Genomic DNA, 16,146 nt, shown 5'->3' on the forward strand with positions numbered 1-16,146 from the left:
GAAGTACTACAAGTAGAGGGAGCTGCGAAATATCTGCGTTTATGAACTGGAATACGGATATTGACTTGAGCCAGCAACGCATAGAATCCAGAATCAATCAGATCAGGAACGCACTGCCTCCTGATATCAACATATCGGTTGAAAAAATGAACCCTTCCATATTACCGGTAATGGGTTATACACTCGAAAGTCATAGTAAGTCTCCAATTGAACTTCGTGAAATAGCCACTTATACCATCAAACCTTTCCTTTCTCAGGTTGAGGGAGTGGCGGAAGTGCGTGTGAGCGGCGGAAAGGCTAAGGAGTACTGGGTTGAACTGGATAAAAATAAAATGAGTTCGCTCAACCTCACTCCTCAGCAGGTAAATACTGCTTTAAGTCAAACCAATTTCATCCGCTCAAACGGATATCTTTCAGATTATAAACTATTGTACTTAACCATTACAGATGCGGCTGTAACAACCAGGTCGGATTTGGAAGATGTTGTTGTTAGCAATAACGGACATAGAGCTATCCAAATTAAAGATATCGCCAGGGTAAGCATACAAGAAGGGGTAGAGTATACCAAAATCAATGCAAATGGTCATGATGCTGTATTGATTGCGGTTATTAAACAGCCCGAGGCCAATCTGATTACCCTTACTCAGGAGATGGAGAAAAAAATTAAGCTTTTACAAAGCATTTTACCTCCTGGAGTAGGCATCAAGCCTTATTACATACAGGCCGATTTTGTTAACGATTCTGTGAAAAGTGTAGCCGATAGCCTTTGGATAGGCTTAGGCCTTGCAATTATTGTTGCAATCATCTTTTTGAGGTCATTAAGGGCCAGCAGTACTATTCTTATTACCATTCCGCTAACGCTTTGTTTAACGGTAATTGTATTATATAGCATTGGTTATACCCTAAATATAATGACTCTTGGGGCTATTGCTGCCGCAATAGGTTTAATTATAGATGATGCAATTGTAGTAGTGGAGCAAATTCATCGAACTCATGAGGAATATCCGGAGCTGGAAAGCGATGATCTGGTTCATAAAGCAATCCGATATCTTTTTCAGGCGATGCTGGGCTCATCACTTAGTACTATAGTTATTTTTATTCCTTTCTTACTAATGACAGGAGTAGCTGGTGCCTATTTCAAGGTGATGACCAACACCATGATCATTGCTTTGATTTGTTCTTTTTTTGTTACCTGGATCTGTTTGCCTGTAGTATACCTGCTTTTAGGTAAACAGGTAAAACCTTCGGGAAGGAAACAAACCCAAGTCCATACTGTGAAAAATCAGGCATGGGTAATGTGGTTTATCAAAAAACCGATGTTCAGTTTTGCGGCAATAGTGGTACTTATTCTAGTTATTATACTCATACTGCCAAAACTCCAAACAGGATTTCTACCTGAGATGGATGAAGGTAGTATTGTACTCGATTACAAATCTCCGCCGGGAACCTCTCTTCAGGAAACCGACAGGATGTTGAAAGAAGTAGAGCAGATCATTATAAAAATTCCTGATGTAGAAACTTATTCCAGAAGAACAGGTACCCAAATGGGCTTCTTTATTACGGAGCCCAATAATGGAGACTACCTTATTCAGCTTAAAAAAGAACGCAGCAGAACAACTCAAGAGGTGATAAGCGAAATCCGTAATAAGATAACTGCTAGCCAACCCTCTCTCGAAATAGATTTCGGACAGGTAATTGGCGACATGCTTGGCGATCTTATGAGTTCAACCCAGCCCGTAGAAATTAAAATCTTTGGAGATAATCACTCAAAGCTTACGACCCTTTCTAAAGCTGTTGCTGCTATTGTCTCTAAGGTTAAGGGTGCTGCGGATGTATTTGATGGCGTTATCATAGCCGGGCCCTCTATTGATGTGAGGCCCATTTATAGCCAGCTTGCACAATACGGTATCAGTGTAGCCGATTTTCAGTATCAATTGCAAATGGCTTTAGAAGGAAATTCTGCTGGCGCTGTTCTCGAAAAAGAGCAACTCTCAACCATCAGGCTTATTTATCCAAACAGCAGAAAATATAATGTAGAAGGAATTAAATCAATGCAGATATTCTTGCCCGATGGTAAGTTGGTACCAATCACTAATCTGGCAATTATCGATATAAATGCCGGAGAAGCAGAGGTTGAACGGGAGAATCTGCAGGCAATGGGTGTAGTAACGGCCCGTCTTGAAAACAGGGATCTTGGAACCACAATTCAGGATATCCGGCAGCAGGTTTCAAACAGTATTCATTTGCCTGCTGGTTATCATATCGAATATGGTGGCGCTTATGCAGAGCAACAGCAATCTTTTAAAGAACTCCTTGTGATCCTGGTTTCCTCAAGCTTGCTTGTATTTGYCGTTATTTTATTTCTGTTTAAAGATTTTAAAATTGCTACTGTTATATTATTTATAGCTGTCTTGGGTATTTCAGGTAGTTATTTGGCATTGTTTTTAACTCATACGGCCCTAAACGTGGGGAGCTATACAGGCCTGATTATGATCATAGGTATAATAGGCGAAAATGCAATTTTTACCTTCCTGCAGTTTAAAGAGTCCTGTAGGGAAAATAAAGTTCAGGATGCCATTGTTTATGCCATTTCAACGCGATTACGTCCAAAATTAATGACGGCTCTCGGAGCTATAATTGCACTGATGCCTCTTGCATTGGGTATTGGAGCCGGGGCGCAACTCCATCAGCCATTGGCAATAGCTGTTATTGGTGGTTTTATTGTTGCTATGCCCTTACTGCTTATCGTTTTGCCCAGCATGATAAACTTACTCTATAAAGACCATAAACTGCCTTATTAATTTACTACATTTAATTTTTTAACATCTCCAGAATGAAAATATTATTGATAGAAGATGAAAGCTCATTGCGCGAAAGTATTATCACTTATTTTACAGATGAAGGTAATATTTGCGAAACCGCAGCAGACTATAAATCGGCAATAGAGAAAGTTAACATCTATAATTATGATTGTATTCTTTTAGATTTAACACTACCGGGCGGCGATGGGATGGAGATTCTGCGTGCAATTAAAAAGATCAATAAAAAAGACGGGGTACTTATCATTTCTGCAAGGCATTCGCTTGATGATAAGCTTGATGGATTGAACCTTGGTGCTGATGATTACCTTGTAAAGCCCTTTCACCTGTCGGAACTTAAAGCAAGGGTAACAGCAATAGTTCGCAGAAAAAGTTATAATGGCAGCAACATTATCACTTTTAATGAAATACATATTGATACGCAGGCAATGAGTGTGAAGATAGGAGATAATGTGTTAATCCTTACCCGTAAGGAATATGATCTACTTGTTTATTTTATTGCAAATCATAGCAAGGTAACTACCAAAAGTGCAATAGCAGAGCACTTATGGGGTGATGAGATTGACCTTTCCGATCATTTCGATTTCATTTATACCCACATTAAAAACCTACGGAAAAAGCTGGTAGAAGCAGGATGCAAAGATTACATCAAATCTATGTATGGTGTAGGCTACAAATTTGAAAATGTATGAAGTTATCCGCAAAATATAACAGGGTCACCTTAATTGCCTCTATTATTGTTTTTGTATTTACTGGGGTAATCTATTATTCGGTAATCCATTATATCCTGACAGATCAGTTGGATAGGGATCTGGAAATCGAAGAAGATGAAATTGTTGCCTATGTGCAAGCCAATGGCAAATTGCCACAAGCAGGTAGTTTTAAAGAACAAAAGGTAAGCTATAGCCTTATTGACTCTGGTCATAATTTTGAACGCAGGTATTTCTATAATGATTATTTTAATAAATCAGAACAAAAGATTGAACCAGGGAGAAGCCTCATTTATACGGTAGAAGTAAATGGGAAATTATATTCTGTTACGGTAACAAAATCCAGAGTAGAGTCTGAAGATCTGGTTAGAATAATAGTTTTAATAACCCTTAGCGTAACTATTTTGCTTCTAATCACCCTGTTGTTAATCAATAGGTTTATTCTCAATAATATATGGAAGCCTTTTTATGGAATACTGCTACAAATGAAAGCCTTTAATCTGGCAGATAAAAATGATATCAGAATAGAATCAACAAAAATCGATGAATTTGCAGAGTTAAATACGGCAGTTGCAACCATGTCCTTGCGTGTAAAACAAGATTACAGGGAATTGAAGAGTTTTACAGACAATGCGTCTCATGAAATGATGACTCCTCTGGCGGTAATARACTCCAAACTAGATACACTGATTCAAACAGAAACATTCAGTGATTCACAAGGCGAGCTTATAGAAGATATTTATGTTGCAGTAGGCAAGTTATCTCGTCTTAACCAAACCTTACTGATGCTTGCTAAGATCGAGAATAATCTGATAGCAGATCAGGAAACGATTCCGCTGGATAACTTGATCAGGCAAAAAACAAGACAATTCCAGGAGCTGCTTCAACTGCATAACATAAACCTTAGAACAGACCTTGCTCACAAGCAGATCAATATGAACAAGCATCTTGCAGATATGTTGATCAATAACCTGCTTAGTAATGCCATCCGTCATAACTATAAAGACGGCCAGATCTTTATTCAATTAAATGATAGCCAACTTATCGTTAGTAATACCGGTTTAGATACAGCGTTGATTGCAGATAAGGTTTTTGAAAGATTCTATAAAAATACTGCCTCAGAAGGAATGGGCTTAGGCCTTGCTATATCCAATCAAATTTGCAACTTATATCATTTTAAGTTAAATTATGCTTATCAGAATTCACAACACATTTTTACGGTGAGTTTTTTAGAAGGGGAACTTCAGAGTTACTCCAAATTTGGTGTTTAGTTTTGATTAAGAATTTAATAAATAAGAAGATGTTTAAGATGAAGTACGGCTTTGTAATTGTCCTTTGTTTACCTTTTTGCAGTTTCGCGCAGTACTCCGGTCAAACAGACTCACTGCCTCAAAAAAAGAATACCTTTAAAGTTGCACCTTTTATCATTCCGGCGGTGTTTCTTGCATACGGAGCAATGGGAGGTGGTAATAATTTTGTACACGACCTGGATGTAAGTACCCGTAATGAATTACAGGAAGATCACCCTTTCTTTTCCGTACATGCCGATAATTTTATGCAATATGCTCCCGCAGCGGCGGTTTATGCCTTAAATCTATCGGGTGTAAAAGGCCGACATAATCTTGCAGATGCTACAGGTATTTATGCAATCTCTTTTGGATTAATGAAAGCCTCTACACTTATTGTTAAATCTACTACAAACAGGCTTCGTCCTGATGGCAGTACCAACAACTCATTCCCTTCGGGGCATACCGCAACATCATTTGCGGCAGCGGAGTTTTTAAAACAGGAATATAAAGATGTATCGCCGTGGATAGGGTATGCCGGATATGCCGTTGCCGGTGCTACAGGTGTTTTTAGATTATACAACAACAGGCATTGGGTTAGTGATGTGGTAGCAGGAGCAGGCTTCGGTATTTTGTCAACCAAAATAAGTTACCTGGTATACCCACATTTAAAAAAGCTGATCATGGGTAAGCAAGCTTCTAATTTTAGTGTGGTGCCCATGTATCAAAACAAGGCTTACGGCTTTTCTTTATCTGGCCAGTTTTAAATAACCTGTCTTCATCTCGAGAACAGTAGAGACCTCTTGACTATGAATTAGCTACTACGCAATTAGCATAACCAAGAGATCATTCGGTTTCTAGGAATGAGGAGTTATGATCCAGTTTTAAACCTTTCTGTCTAATACCCCGGTAATCGGACCTTTAATGCCAATTTTACGGTTAAAAAATACAGATACCATAACCAATAGGATCAGGCAAACCACTGTAAGTGTATAGCTGAACCGAATCAATACCTTGCACCAGCTTAAATCCTTCATGAAAAATTCTTTGTAAAGCAGTAAGAATACGCTGCCCAGGTATCCTGCCGAGTCACAGATGTAAACAAAAAATCCCGCATTGGCCTTGATCTTAAATAAAGCGATCATCCTATCGAACAGCACTACCTGAATAGGAGTGTAAGCTAAAAACATCCCCATTCCTACCAGTAACATCCACCAAAAAGGACTTATCAGATGCAGTTGGAAAAACAGGGTACTACCACCACTAAGTACAAGGCCAAGGGCAATCAGATATTGCGTAGCCCAAAAACCGCGTATGTTGTTGCGTATCATCGAAAGACTACCTATGGCAATTAAAACGATAATTCCGGAAATCGTTTCTGTTAATGATAATACACCCTTATCCCAATGAATATCTATTTCATTCCAGATCTCGACAGAAAAATTATCCCTAAAATCCCTCATGGTGGTCAGCATCATATAGATCAAACCAATGCCAAAAATCGCGAAGCCAAATTCTGCCATCACCGAACGTTTATCCTCAGCATTCATCGGTAAACGTTCAACACGCAATAGCTTGTCGGTTTCAGTGGGTTCGGGAATCACCGAAAGCATCCAGACAAAAGTGAGAAACAGCGGTAAGAAAAGTACGCCTATCAATGCAGGCATCCAGAATTCTGAAACTAGTGGTACCCATTCATGTACGGTAAAATAGATTGTTTTGATCATCCCCGATGAAAAGATCAGGCTAATGCTTAATCCCATGGCCAGTGTTTCTGTAAAGCGCCTGCCTTCCAGATAGCTAAACACAATTCCCCAAACCATGCCGAGTGGAAGGCCATTTAAAAACAGAAAAAAGAAATTGTAGGGCTGCGGTACTGCTCCAAAAAGAAGGAGTGCCGCCTCCGCAAAAAGAATAAGAAAAATGATTAGTTTTTTTCTGCCAGATGCCTTAAGCTCCGAAATTACCTTTATGCCCATTACCTTAGAAAGCATATAGCCCATAAGCTGCGCAATTATTAAGATCGCTTTGTAATCAAGATCCCAGAGTGTTATCCCTGTATAGGTTCCATTGGTAAAAGGTTTTCTAAAAGCATACATGCAAAAGTAAGTGCCAAAGGCGGCAAGCATACACCAGATAATAAAGAAGAGTTTCGAGTTGGCCATTAAATGGTTTATTCGCTTCATAAGGATTGATCGTAGAGTTTATCTGAGTCTGCCTAGTTGTAAATCTTTTTTATACTTGCTTCTGCATATCCGGCCGATGACGTCATGCCCTTGCCTCCAATTGCAGTTCGGATATGTATCCGGTCTTCAATATCGTATTCCACAATATGCTTGCTGTTGTGCTGAGGGTAAAAGCCAGCCCAGGTCGATGCTATTTTACGTACATCAAAGCTTACAATCTCTTGTGCTGCGGTTAACATCAGTTCGTTAATATGGCTGTTAATGCCAAAACCAAGATCATCTGTATGGTTTACGTCTGCATATTCATGCGAATCGCCAATTATAATGGAACCGTCTACTGCCTTCTTAAACAGAATATGAATTCCCCATTTCTGGCATTCTTTATAATGTTCAGGAGTAGAAATTCCGGAGAACGATGGACATTCCTGAAATGACTCATACCTGCGGATAGACAAGCCTGTTAGGATATTTCCTTCCAATTGTACTTCAGGCATTGGTACAGTTTTCATCATCTGGAGTTTGCTTAATATGATCCCGCTTTGTTTAAACAGGTCTGCAAACAGCAGTTTAAACTCCCCTCCATTGCAAATGATAGCCTTTTCTGCAGTAAATGTTTGCCGGGTAGCAGTTGTAATTTCAACATGATCACCTKCCACAACGCAATCTAAAACTGCCGTTGAAGGCATGTAAGTAAGTTTAGGGTATTTAGCAACAGCATATTCAATTAACTGGTAAATCAGCTTGCTTGGCTCCACACTTACTTCCTGTGGAAAGAACAGCCCACCTTTACAGTATTCTCTTTTTAATGATGGCCATTTCGCTAAACAATCATCTACAGATAACAAATTAGCTTCATAATCTATGGCATCCATCCTTTCTTTTAGCTCGTGCAGTAACTGAGTTTCATCATCATCAGAAGAAAGATAAACAGTGCCGTTGTTACGTACACTGATGTCGGCTTCCTGCTGTATTTCCTGATACAGTTCGGTTGATCTCCTCGCGTAATCAAACCAGTCAGACGACATACCAGATACTACTGCCTGTCCAAAATTCCGTACCGTAGCATTTACAGGATATTGATCTTTTTCTGTAAGCAGTACTGTTTTACCTAACCTCAAAGCATGTAACGCGTGAAAAGTACCCAGTATACCTGAGCCCACCACTATTAAATCATATTGAATATTCTTTGTCATAATTACCAGGGCATTGAAAATGTTTTTACATAAGAGAAGCACTTAATGGCCTCAATTACTCCTTCTTTTATACCTAAACCCGAATCCTTAATTCCTCCAAATGGAGAATTTTCTATGCGGTATCCGGGTACTTCATTAATATTTACCGTACCTACTTTAAGTTCCTTTACAAAACGGATGGCATGTTCCATGTTTGTGGTAACCACTCCTGATGATAAGCCGAAGGCAGTAGAATTTGAAAGTTCAATTGCATCGGCTATGTTTTTGAAAGTTAAAATAGGAGCAAGTGGGCCGAAAGACTCCTGGACTACCATTTGAGCGTCTCTTGGTACATTGGTAATCACAGTTGGTTCCAATAGGGCACCAGTACGTTTACCACCAAGCAGCACTTTTGCACCTTGCGCAACTGCTTTGTTTACAACATCCTCCAGGTACACGGCCGATTGTTCATCTATAACTGTCCCAACTCTGGTTGCGGAGCTAGAAGGATCACCACAGGTGTATCCTTTAGCTTTTTCGACAAAACGTTTGGTGAACTCTTCAGATACGCTTTCGTGTACCAGAATCCGTTTTACGGCAGTGCAGCGTTGACCTGAGTTTCTAAATGATCCTTCAGCGGCCAGTTCTACTGCCAAATCAAGGTCGGCATCTTCAAGAACTATCAGCGGGTCATTTCCGCCCAGCTCCAGGATTACCTTTTTGTAGCCGGCCGTTTTGGCAATCAGTTTACCCACAGCAACGCTGCCAGTAAAAGAAACCACATCAATCCTTGGATCTTGTACCAGTATTTCTGAAACCACTTTGGTGTCTCCTAAAAGAACACTCAACATATACGGAGGTAAGCCCGCTTCATACAATAACTCTACAAAGCGAATGGCCGTTAAAGGTGTTTTTTCTGATGGCTTTAAAATCACCGGAGTTCCGGCCGCAAGGGCAGGAGCAATCTTGTGTGCAACCTGGTTTAGCGGGTGATTAAAAGGGGTGATGGCTACCGCAAGTTTTAGGGGCTCGTAAGTCGTAAATATTTTGCGTTGTTTGCCGTTGGGCGATATGTCACATGAATAGATCTGTCCATTATCCTTAAGGCATTCAATAGCAGCAAACAAAAGCACATCATGTGCCCTTCCAATTTCATAAGTGCTTTCAGAAATGCACAGGCCAGATTCGGAAGTGATCAGCTGAGCAAATTCTTCCTTTCTTTCTAAAAGCAATGTTCTGGCTTTATCAAGCACAGTGTATCTTTCAAAGCGGGTCATTGCAACACCACCTTTAAGGGCGGTTTCAATAGCATTATTGGTATCGTTTAAGTCAGCTGTTTCCACAGTTCCTACCAGTTCGCCATTGTAAGGATTGTGTACAGCCAATTGATTGCCTGACGAAACAGGCTTGCCGGCAATTAGTGATGCCAGTTTTAAAATATTGCGGGCGTTATTAATATCTTCTTCTTTCATTTTCCTTCTATAAATTCAAACTGTAACTGCGGGTATTTAGTGGGTTCCGTTAACGGTAAAATCGAACACATCGAAATTGCGGGGATCGCCCTGTGTTTTCATTTTGTAGGTCGCATTTAGCGGATGAGAAATTACCAATGGTACCATTTCCTCGTACCTGCCACCATGTGAGCGCAGCGTACCATCTAATGCTTTTAAATCATGATGGGCTGCAGTTTTACCAACAACCACATCGCGGGCTGACAATACAAACAGATCTCCGGTTCTATCTGAAGGTTGCTCAAGTATGCGGCATCCAGTTTCTTTGTCGTATACCTCGGTAACTCCTGGTTGTACAGCAAGCCAGTTTTTCACTTCATTAACCTTCGATGTGTCGTCCATGTGCACAGCCACGTAAGAACCCAAAGCACCATGGTGTTTTACATAAGGATCTGTAATTGGGCAAATCACCCTAAAGCCATAGCCAAATTTCTCGGTAAGCATGGTTTCAATAAACAATACATTAGGCGTGCCATCGGCTTTAACCTTTGCATTCATGCCATGATCTGCGGTGGCACCAATAATGGCACCAAGCTCAAGCATTTTGCCTAGTTCAACATCCTGTGCCTCATAAAATGCCAATGATTCTTCCGTATCAGGCGCATAAGTATGCTGCATATAATCAGTTAAGGATAAGTATAGGAAATCGGCCATGCCGTTGGCTATCAATGCAACACCGGCGCGCAACACAAATAAGCTGGCTTCGGCACTATAAATAGCAGGGGTTTTGTGACCAATAACCTGTTCTGCATTTTCAATACCATGGGTATCCAGTTTTGCCTGATCTGCTTTTTCTGCAGAGAAAGCAATGCCGTTTAGTTTGTAAGAAAGGATGTCGCGCAGTTTTTCCTTTGCAGTAACCACTGCAACCTTACGACCAGCATTTGCAGCTGCGGCAAGAAGTGTTTCGGCTCTAAGATATTCCGATGAGTTCATCATCACTTCCTGATCCTTTGCAGTATCATAAAAGAAGTTACCGCAGATGCCATGTACAGCAGGGCTAACGCCTGTAACTATGGATGAGTTGTTTACATTGGTAAATGACGGCAATGCACCACGCACCATACCTCTGTAGCCTTGCAAAGCCATTTTTTTAAGGTTAGGCATACGATCGTGTGCCATTGTGGTATCCAGATATTCATCTGCAGAACCATCCATGCAAATTACCACAATAGGTTTTGCAGGTGGTGTATACGTTTTACCATTAGCTGAAAAGGGTTGAGTTGATATATTATTCATTATTACGTTGTTTTTATTGCTTTAAATTGTTTTTCAGGTAGTTGTATTGTTTAGGTGTGTGTTGGATCATATAAAATTAGTGAAAAGAGCCGCTTTTAAACGGCCCTCAGCTAATATAAACTAACCTTTATTTTAATAACCACATGATCTGGTCTCTGTCATCTATTTCTGTCCCAAATTGCGACCTTAGTGCTGCTCGGTAATGCGCTCTGTTGTCTGTATCTTCCGCAGTAGGGTAAGCCCATCGAACCGGAATTTTAGTAACACTATTCTCAGTAGAGAATTTATATGTAGGTACTCCTGTTCTATGGGTCATAAAGAATGATTCCCAGCCTGAGTTTTCTGCAAGGGCCAAATACATTTGTTCATGTATTCTTTTTAAACCTGCAGCACCTAATAGATATGGAGCGTTGTTTGTTAGATAAGTAGCGGTTACGCTGCCATCAACACCATAAAAATCCATTGATGCTTTTATGCCATTGTCGTAATGGGTTTTTGCGCCAGTACCAATCCATCCCAAATGTGCGGCTTCGGCAATATTTAATTCCTGTTCAGGATAGCCAATCAAAATAGATGGCTGGCCTATAAAATTCCAAAAGCGCCTCTCGTTAGGATAAGATATTTCTCCATTCAGCTTTCTGGAAACATTCGTTGCTCCACTTGCAGAGATATCAGCACCCACATACGAGTTAAAATCTTCCCTTACAGCTGTTTCGTTTGTTGGATTTGCGGCCAATGCCTTAGGTGTTGGATCTGCTACTTTTTGTAAACGCGGATCCATATAAGTTTTTAGCAAGTTTACATAAGTATCAACCAATACCACACTTACGCGATACACTGCGGCATTTGGATTGTAATTTCCTCTAAAACCATCTTCATCTCTATGAGTAATCTGCATATTATCTCCCAAACCAGCCATTAACGGATATTGAGCCGGGTTGTTGATGATAGCTGAAAAGCGATCTTTAATCTTCAAATCTGCATCATCTGCTTTTTTGCTCAGCGATATCAATACCCTTATTGTATACGCATTTATTGCTTTTTGCCAGCTCTTTAAATCGCCATTATAGTAAAAATCGCCGGCTATTTTTTCTCCCGGATGGGTGCTGATATATGCACCTAATTCGTTATTCGCCTCTGTTAACCAGTTCAGGCATTGAATGTATACCGACTTCTGTGTGTCGTATTTTGGCTGTGGTATTTCAGCGCCCTTCATGGCTTCCGAAAGCGGAATGTCTCCAAGTCTCGTTGTCATTTCTACATAGTTGTAAGCGCGTAGAAACTTGGCCATAATGCTATAAACCGGTGCATTTGTTGTTGCCGCTTCCTTTTCCATCTTGTCAATGTTACGAAGGGTAGCATAGCTAAAAGTGCCACTGCCAAAACGGTAACTTACTGCCGATGCATTGTCAACAGCCGACCAAAGATGGTACTGCGCATTTATGTATTCATCAGAAAATGACGATACGGGTGTTGGTATAACTGCTGTAAACAACAGACTTGGTGGAACCTTGTTGGGGTTGTTAGGATTGTCCCTTAGGTCGTCGAAATTCTTGCAACCACTTGTCAGGCTTATGATTATCAATACTACTATTGATTTTGCTATATAATTTTTCATCATCAAAAGTTTTAGAAATTAAAGTTTAAATTGAAACCATATGTCCGTTGTGCCGGATGTTGTAAAGCAGTATCTCCCGTGCTCAACGTATAGGTGTCCATGTCGCCATAAGTCTTATCCTTGGTCCAGTATAGTAAGTTTCTGCCTACAAGTGATAATGATGCTTTTTTGATAAAGCGTTGTTTTAAGAACTTGGCTGGCAAGCTATAGGTTAATGTTAGCTCCCTTAGTTTAACAAAAGTTTTTTCGATAACATTATTTTCCCAGGCACCTTTGTAGCTACCTGCCCAGTTTTGATAATCTACTTTATAAGTACTGGCTTCAAATTTTCTGGTATCGGTCAAAACTTTTCCTTCCGGATCATAAGTAATTTCTCCGCTTACTATTTTTACACCCGGTATTTGCATGGTTTTAGGGTCGCCACCGTTTGCATACGCAATATTCGAAAGCTCCCTTTCAGGATGTATAGCATCAGGGTGTGAGCCCGATCTCCATAAATCTCTTTCATAACTATCGTAAGTTATCCCGCCAAACCTGCCGTCAACTAAAAAGTTAAGGGAAAAATCCTTATAAGTAAATGTGTTGCCCATACTCAATGTAAAGTTGGCTTGTGTGTTTCCTACCAAACGCACTACATCTGTTCTTCTTGGTAAGCCATTAGGCTGAATAACCAACTGACCGTCCGGAGATCTTTCCCATTCATTATACCAGTAATCATCTAATCGTGCACCTACCTTAGTTCTTCCTTCCTGAGTTTGAGGGGAACCATCAGGTAGGGGCGGTAAAGAGGTCAGATAATTTTTCCCCATGTCAAAGTTTACAAGCGTCGACCAGGTGAAATTGTCTGTTCTAACAGGTATAGCATTTATAGAAACCTCGGTTCCTCTTCTTTGAGTAGTTCTTCCGTTTAATTGAATTCCGGTATATCCAGAAGTTTCAGAAAAGCGCTGTGTAAAGATCTGTGGGCCATAATTGTTCTCATAATAAGAGAATTCAAAACCAAATCTGTTATTGAAAAAGCGCGCTTCAGCTCCATACTCGTAGCTTTTGTTAAATTCGGGCGAAATATCAGGATTATCCAATATGCTTGGATATGTTGCCGTTGGCAGATTACGATACCGGCTTCCTGTGGTGTAGGCATTGGTTGCATTATAGAATTGATAAGTACCGTTACTGATGTCATAATCGCCGCCCACTTTAGCATATGAAGCCCTGAGCTTTAAGAAACTGATAGCTTTAGGAAAAGTGAAAACATCAGTCAGCACGGTGCTAAGTGAAAGCGATGGATAAAAGAACGTGCTATTTTTCTTAGGTAGTGTAGAGGAATTGTCAACCCTGCCGGTAAAACCAAAGAAAACCCAATTTTTATAGGCTAAATCAACTGAGCCATAACCGCTGTAAACACCTTTTTTATACTTTGAACTGGTTGGTGTAACCTGATCAACAGAATTGCTTAATTTATAGATTCCAGGCACTACTAATTGCGTAGTAGAAGCACTATAGAAGTCTGCATTGTGAAAGCGTTGATTTGCACCTAAGGTAGCTTCTACACTAAAATCTTTGTTAAGGAAGTTATCTGAGTAGCTAAGTAAAAGGTCAGTGTTAGATTCCGCTATCTTGTCGTGGCTATAACGATAACGACCGCCTCGGTCACCAATATCATAGTTGTAAATACTTACTGCTATCTTTTCCTCATCAGTTAATGAATACGTATTTAATGTGGTTCTAATAAATGCGTTAAGCTTACTGTTTATGTTGAAATTTAGTTTTAAATTTCCAAGTATGTCATTCTTTTCATAAGGTTTTTGCCATGCATAAGCTAAAGCGTAAGGATTATTGTATCTCCAATTCTCCACAAAGTATTGCTGAACCTCTTCTTTTCCTGGCACCCAGTAGTTTTTAAAGTCTCTTACATCAAAATGAGCTCCGCCCCAAATAGCCAGGTTGTAGATGATTGATGTGGGTCCGTATACAGCGCGTAAGCGATTATTTGAGTTTTGGTAGTCATATTGTAATGAACCTTCAAGACTAATTAATTTAGATATTTTAAATTCACCACGTAAACGGGTAATGTTAATATTTAATTTAGATCCTGGTTGAGAAGCTTTTGAATACTTGTACGTGTTAGAGATTACAAAGTTACCATGCTCACCCTGATTTTGTACCGAGAAGTTATTTGATGTTACTATTCCTGTTTCCATGAAATTACCCAGATTATCAGTTGATCTGGCAACCCAAGGTGTAGGAATTCTTTTACCTGTTTTAGGATCAATTGGTGAATCATATTGAGCAATTAATCTGCCGTCGAACTTTGGCCCCCAGATGGAATAATCGAAATCATTTGTGCCGCCACCGCCTGCTGCTCCTGTACCAAATGAGTATTGGCCGGCATTTCCCGGTCCGTACTGACTTTGTGCTTTGGGGATACGGATGAAATCGCCCTGAAAGGTTGTAGAAGAGTTGATAGAAACTGTTGTGCCATTATCTATTGATTTTCCGGATTTTAAGGTGATCTGAATTGCACCATTGATTCCGCGGGAACCATAAAGTGCCGAAGCTGCCGCAGATTTTAACACAGTAACGTTTTCTATATCGTCCGAACTTATGTTCCACATATCGGTATCGTTAGGAACCCCATCAACCACCAATAGTGGTTTACGCCCCCTTAAATAAATACCCGGATCAGAGAAAAAGTCGCCACCATTGTTGGTGATGGTTAAGCCAGCTACCTTTCCCGTAAGCGACTCCAGCACATTCGGTGCAATCGCTTTCTGTAACGATTCACCTTTAACTTCCTGTACGGCATAACCAACACGTTTTTTCTCTTTTTTAATACCCAGTGCAGTTACTACTACTTCGTCTAAAGCGCTCTGGTCAGGATCAAGCTTTACATTTAGTGAGTTTTGTGAACCAATATTAACTTCTTTTGGTGCGTAACCAATAAAGCTAATTACAAGAATGGTGTTTGAGGGCGCAGAAATGCTAAACTTACCCTCGGTGTTTGTGGTCGTTCCACTTTTATTGCCTTTAATCTTTACAGAAGCTCCCGCCAGTGGCAGGTTGTTCTCATCAACTACAGAACCTGTAATTGTACTTTGGGCATAAGTAATGCCGAAAGTTAATAGCCACATCACTACCGTGAGCAGACTTGTCTTTTTTAATAAGTAACAAATTTTCATATTTTAAAAGTTTAGTTTGGCTATACTATTGTTTAGTATTTATACAAATGTAAACACTTTATGTAAACAATATGTTAAGAAATGCTAAACTTTTAAATATATAATTTTAGGCAAAAAATTATATAATAGTTACTGTATATGTCATTTTTTGTATTTAAACGACATATTTTAAGATAAATAGTTCACAATAGCTTAAATCCGACGATTTACTATTTAGTATTTGTAAACTATTTTTAAGAAAGGAAGTATTAATTAGTCGTTTGTGATGAAGTAGTAAACAACTAACATGAGTACGTCAGAGTCGCCAATATTAGATAGGTTGTGGCCTAACCTTCCATCGAAGAAAATAGAATCTCCTTCTTCCAGAATATAGTTCTTATCTTCTATCAGGTATTCAATTTTTCCTTTTATCAGGTATTTGTATTC

At 39.8% G+C, this 16,146-nt stretch carries 11 protein-coding genes; 4 read left to right on the top strand and 7 right to left on the bottom strand.

Features of this window, described 5'->3' with window-relative positions; genetic code table 11:
* From AC1DDX_RS08695 to AC1DDX_RS08710, 4 genes are all read left to right on the top strand, one after another.
* Positions 1-2,801: efflux RND transporter permease subunit (locus AC1DDX_RS08695; protein WP_477621956.1), on the top strand; the 2,801-nt coding region annotated here is incomplete at its 5' end.
* 32 nt (positions 2,802-2,833) lie between these two features.
* On the top strand, positions 2,834-3,511 hold the full coding sequence (locus AC1DDX_RS08700; protein ID WP_288880736.1) for a response regulator transcription factor: 678 nt from the start codon (positions 2,834-2,836) through the stop codon (positions 3,509-3,511).
* Positions 3,508-4,800 (top strand): sensor histidine kinase, encoded by a 1,293-nt coding sequence (locus AC1DDX_RS08705; protein WP_477621957.1) that lies wholly within the window; start codon positions 3,508-3,510, stop codon positions 4,798-4,800. Before AC1DDX_RS08700 ends, AC1DDX_RS08705 begins: the two co-directional genes overlap by 4 nt.
* A 29-nt stretch (positions 4,801-4,829) precedes the next feature.
* A complete protein-coding gene (locus AC1DDX_RS08710) occupies positions 4,830-5,582 on the top strand; it encodes a phosphatase PAP2 family protein (RefSeq protein ID WP_337715357.1) in 753 nt (250 codons plus the stop codon).
* Positions 5,583-5,699: 117 nt separating this feature from the next.
* Here the strand turns inward: AC1DDX_RS08710 and AC1DDX_RS08715 are convergent, their stop codons facing one another.
* The 7 genes from AC1DDX_RS08715 to AC1DDX_RS08745 form a co-directional block, all read right to left on the bottom strand.
* On the bottom strand, positions 5,700-7,001 hold the full coding sequence (locus tag AC1DDX_RS08715; RefSeq protein ID WP_172660652.1) for a DUF5690 family protein: 1,302 nt from the start codon (positions 6,999-7,001) through the stop codon (positions 5,700-5,702).
* 32 nt (positions 7,002-7,033) lie between these two features.
* On the bottom strand, positions 7,034-8,194 hold the full coding sequence (locus tag AC1DDX_RS08720; protein WP_477621958.1) for a TIGR03364 family FAD-dependent oxidoreductase: 1,161 nt from the start codon (positions 8,192-8,194) through the stop codon (positions 7,034-7,036).
* A 2-nt stretch (positions 8,195-8,196) separates the two neighbouring features.
* Positions 8,197-9,645 (bottom strand): phosphonoacetaldehyde dehydrogenase, encoded by a 1,449-nt coding sequence (gene phnY, locus AC1DDX_RS08725; protein WP_337715355.1) that lies wholly within the window; start codon positions 9,643-9,645, stop codon positions 8,197-8,199.
* A 36-nt stretch (positions 9,646-9,681) separates the two neighbouring features.
* Positions 9,682-10,923 (bottom strand): phosphonoacetate hydrolase, encoded by a 1,242-nt coding sequence (phnA, locus tag AC1DDX_RS08730; RefSeq protein WP_172660649.1) that lies wholly within the window; start codon positions 10,921-10,923, stop codon positions 9,682-9,684.
* A gap of 127 nt (positions 10,924-11,050) precedes the next feature.
* A complete protein-coding gene (locus tag AC1DDX_RS08735) occupies positions 11,051-12,541 on the bottom strand; it encodes a SusD/RagB family nutrient-binding outer membrane lipoprotein (protein ID WP_477611748.1) in 1,491 nt (496 codons plus the stop codon).
* 11 nt (positions 12,542-12,552) lie between these two features.
* Positions 12,553-15,720: a SusC/RagA family TonB-linked outer membrane protein gene (locus AC1DDX_RS08740; RefSeq protein WP_288880751.1), complete on the bottom strand. Its 3,168-nt coding sequence runs from the start codon at positions 15,718-15,720 to the stop codon at positions 12,553-12,555.
* 252 nt (positions 15,721-15,972) lie between these two features.
* A complete protein-coding gene (locus AC1DDX_RS08745) occupies positions 15,973-16,134 on the bottom strand; it encodes a cupin domain-containing protein (RefSeq protein WP_477621959.1) in 162 nt (53 codons plus the stop codon).
* Positions 16,135-16,146: the final 12 nt, after the last annotated feature.

This window comes from Pedobacter sp. 10L46_2 (assembly GCF_056395165.1).

Bases quoted from the DNA above. Each gene is read 5' to 3' on its own strand.
- AC1DDX_RS08700 (WP_288880736.1), top strand. From the start codon at position 2,834: ATGAAAATATTATTGATAGAAGATGAAAGCTCATTGCGCGAAAGTATT.
- AC1DDX_RS08710 (WP_337715357.1), top strand. From the start codon at position 4,830: ATGTTTAAGATGAAGTACGGCTTTGTAATTGTCCTTTGTTTACCTTTT.
- AC1DDX_RS08715 (WP_172660652.1), bottom strand. From the start codon at position 7,001: ATGAAGCGAATAAACCATTTAATGGCCAACTCGAAACTCTTCTTTATT.
- phnY (WP_337715355.1), bottom strand. From the start codon at position 9,645: ATGAAAGAAGAAGATATTAATAACGCCCGCAATATTTTAAAACTGGCA.
- phnA (WP_172660649.1), bottom strand. From the start codon at position 10,923: ATGAATAATATATCAACTCAACCCTTTTCAGCTAATGGTAAAACGTAT.
- AC1DDX_RS08735 (WP_477611748.1), bottom strand. From the start codon at position 12,541: ATGAAAAATTATATAGCAAAATCAATAGTAGTATTGATAATCATAAGC.
- AC1DDX_RS08740 (WP_288880751.1), bottom strand. From the start codon at position 15,720: ATGAAAATTTGTTACTTATTAAAAAAGACAAGTCTGCTCACGGTAGTG.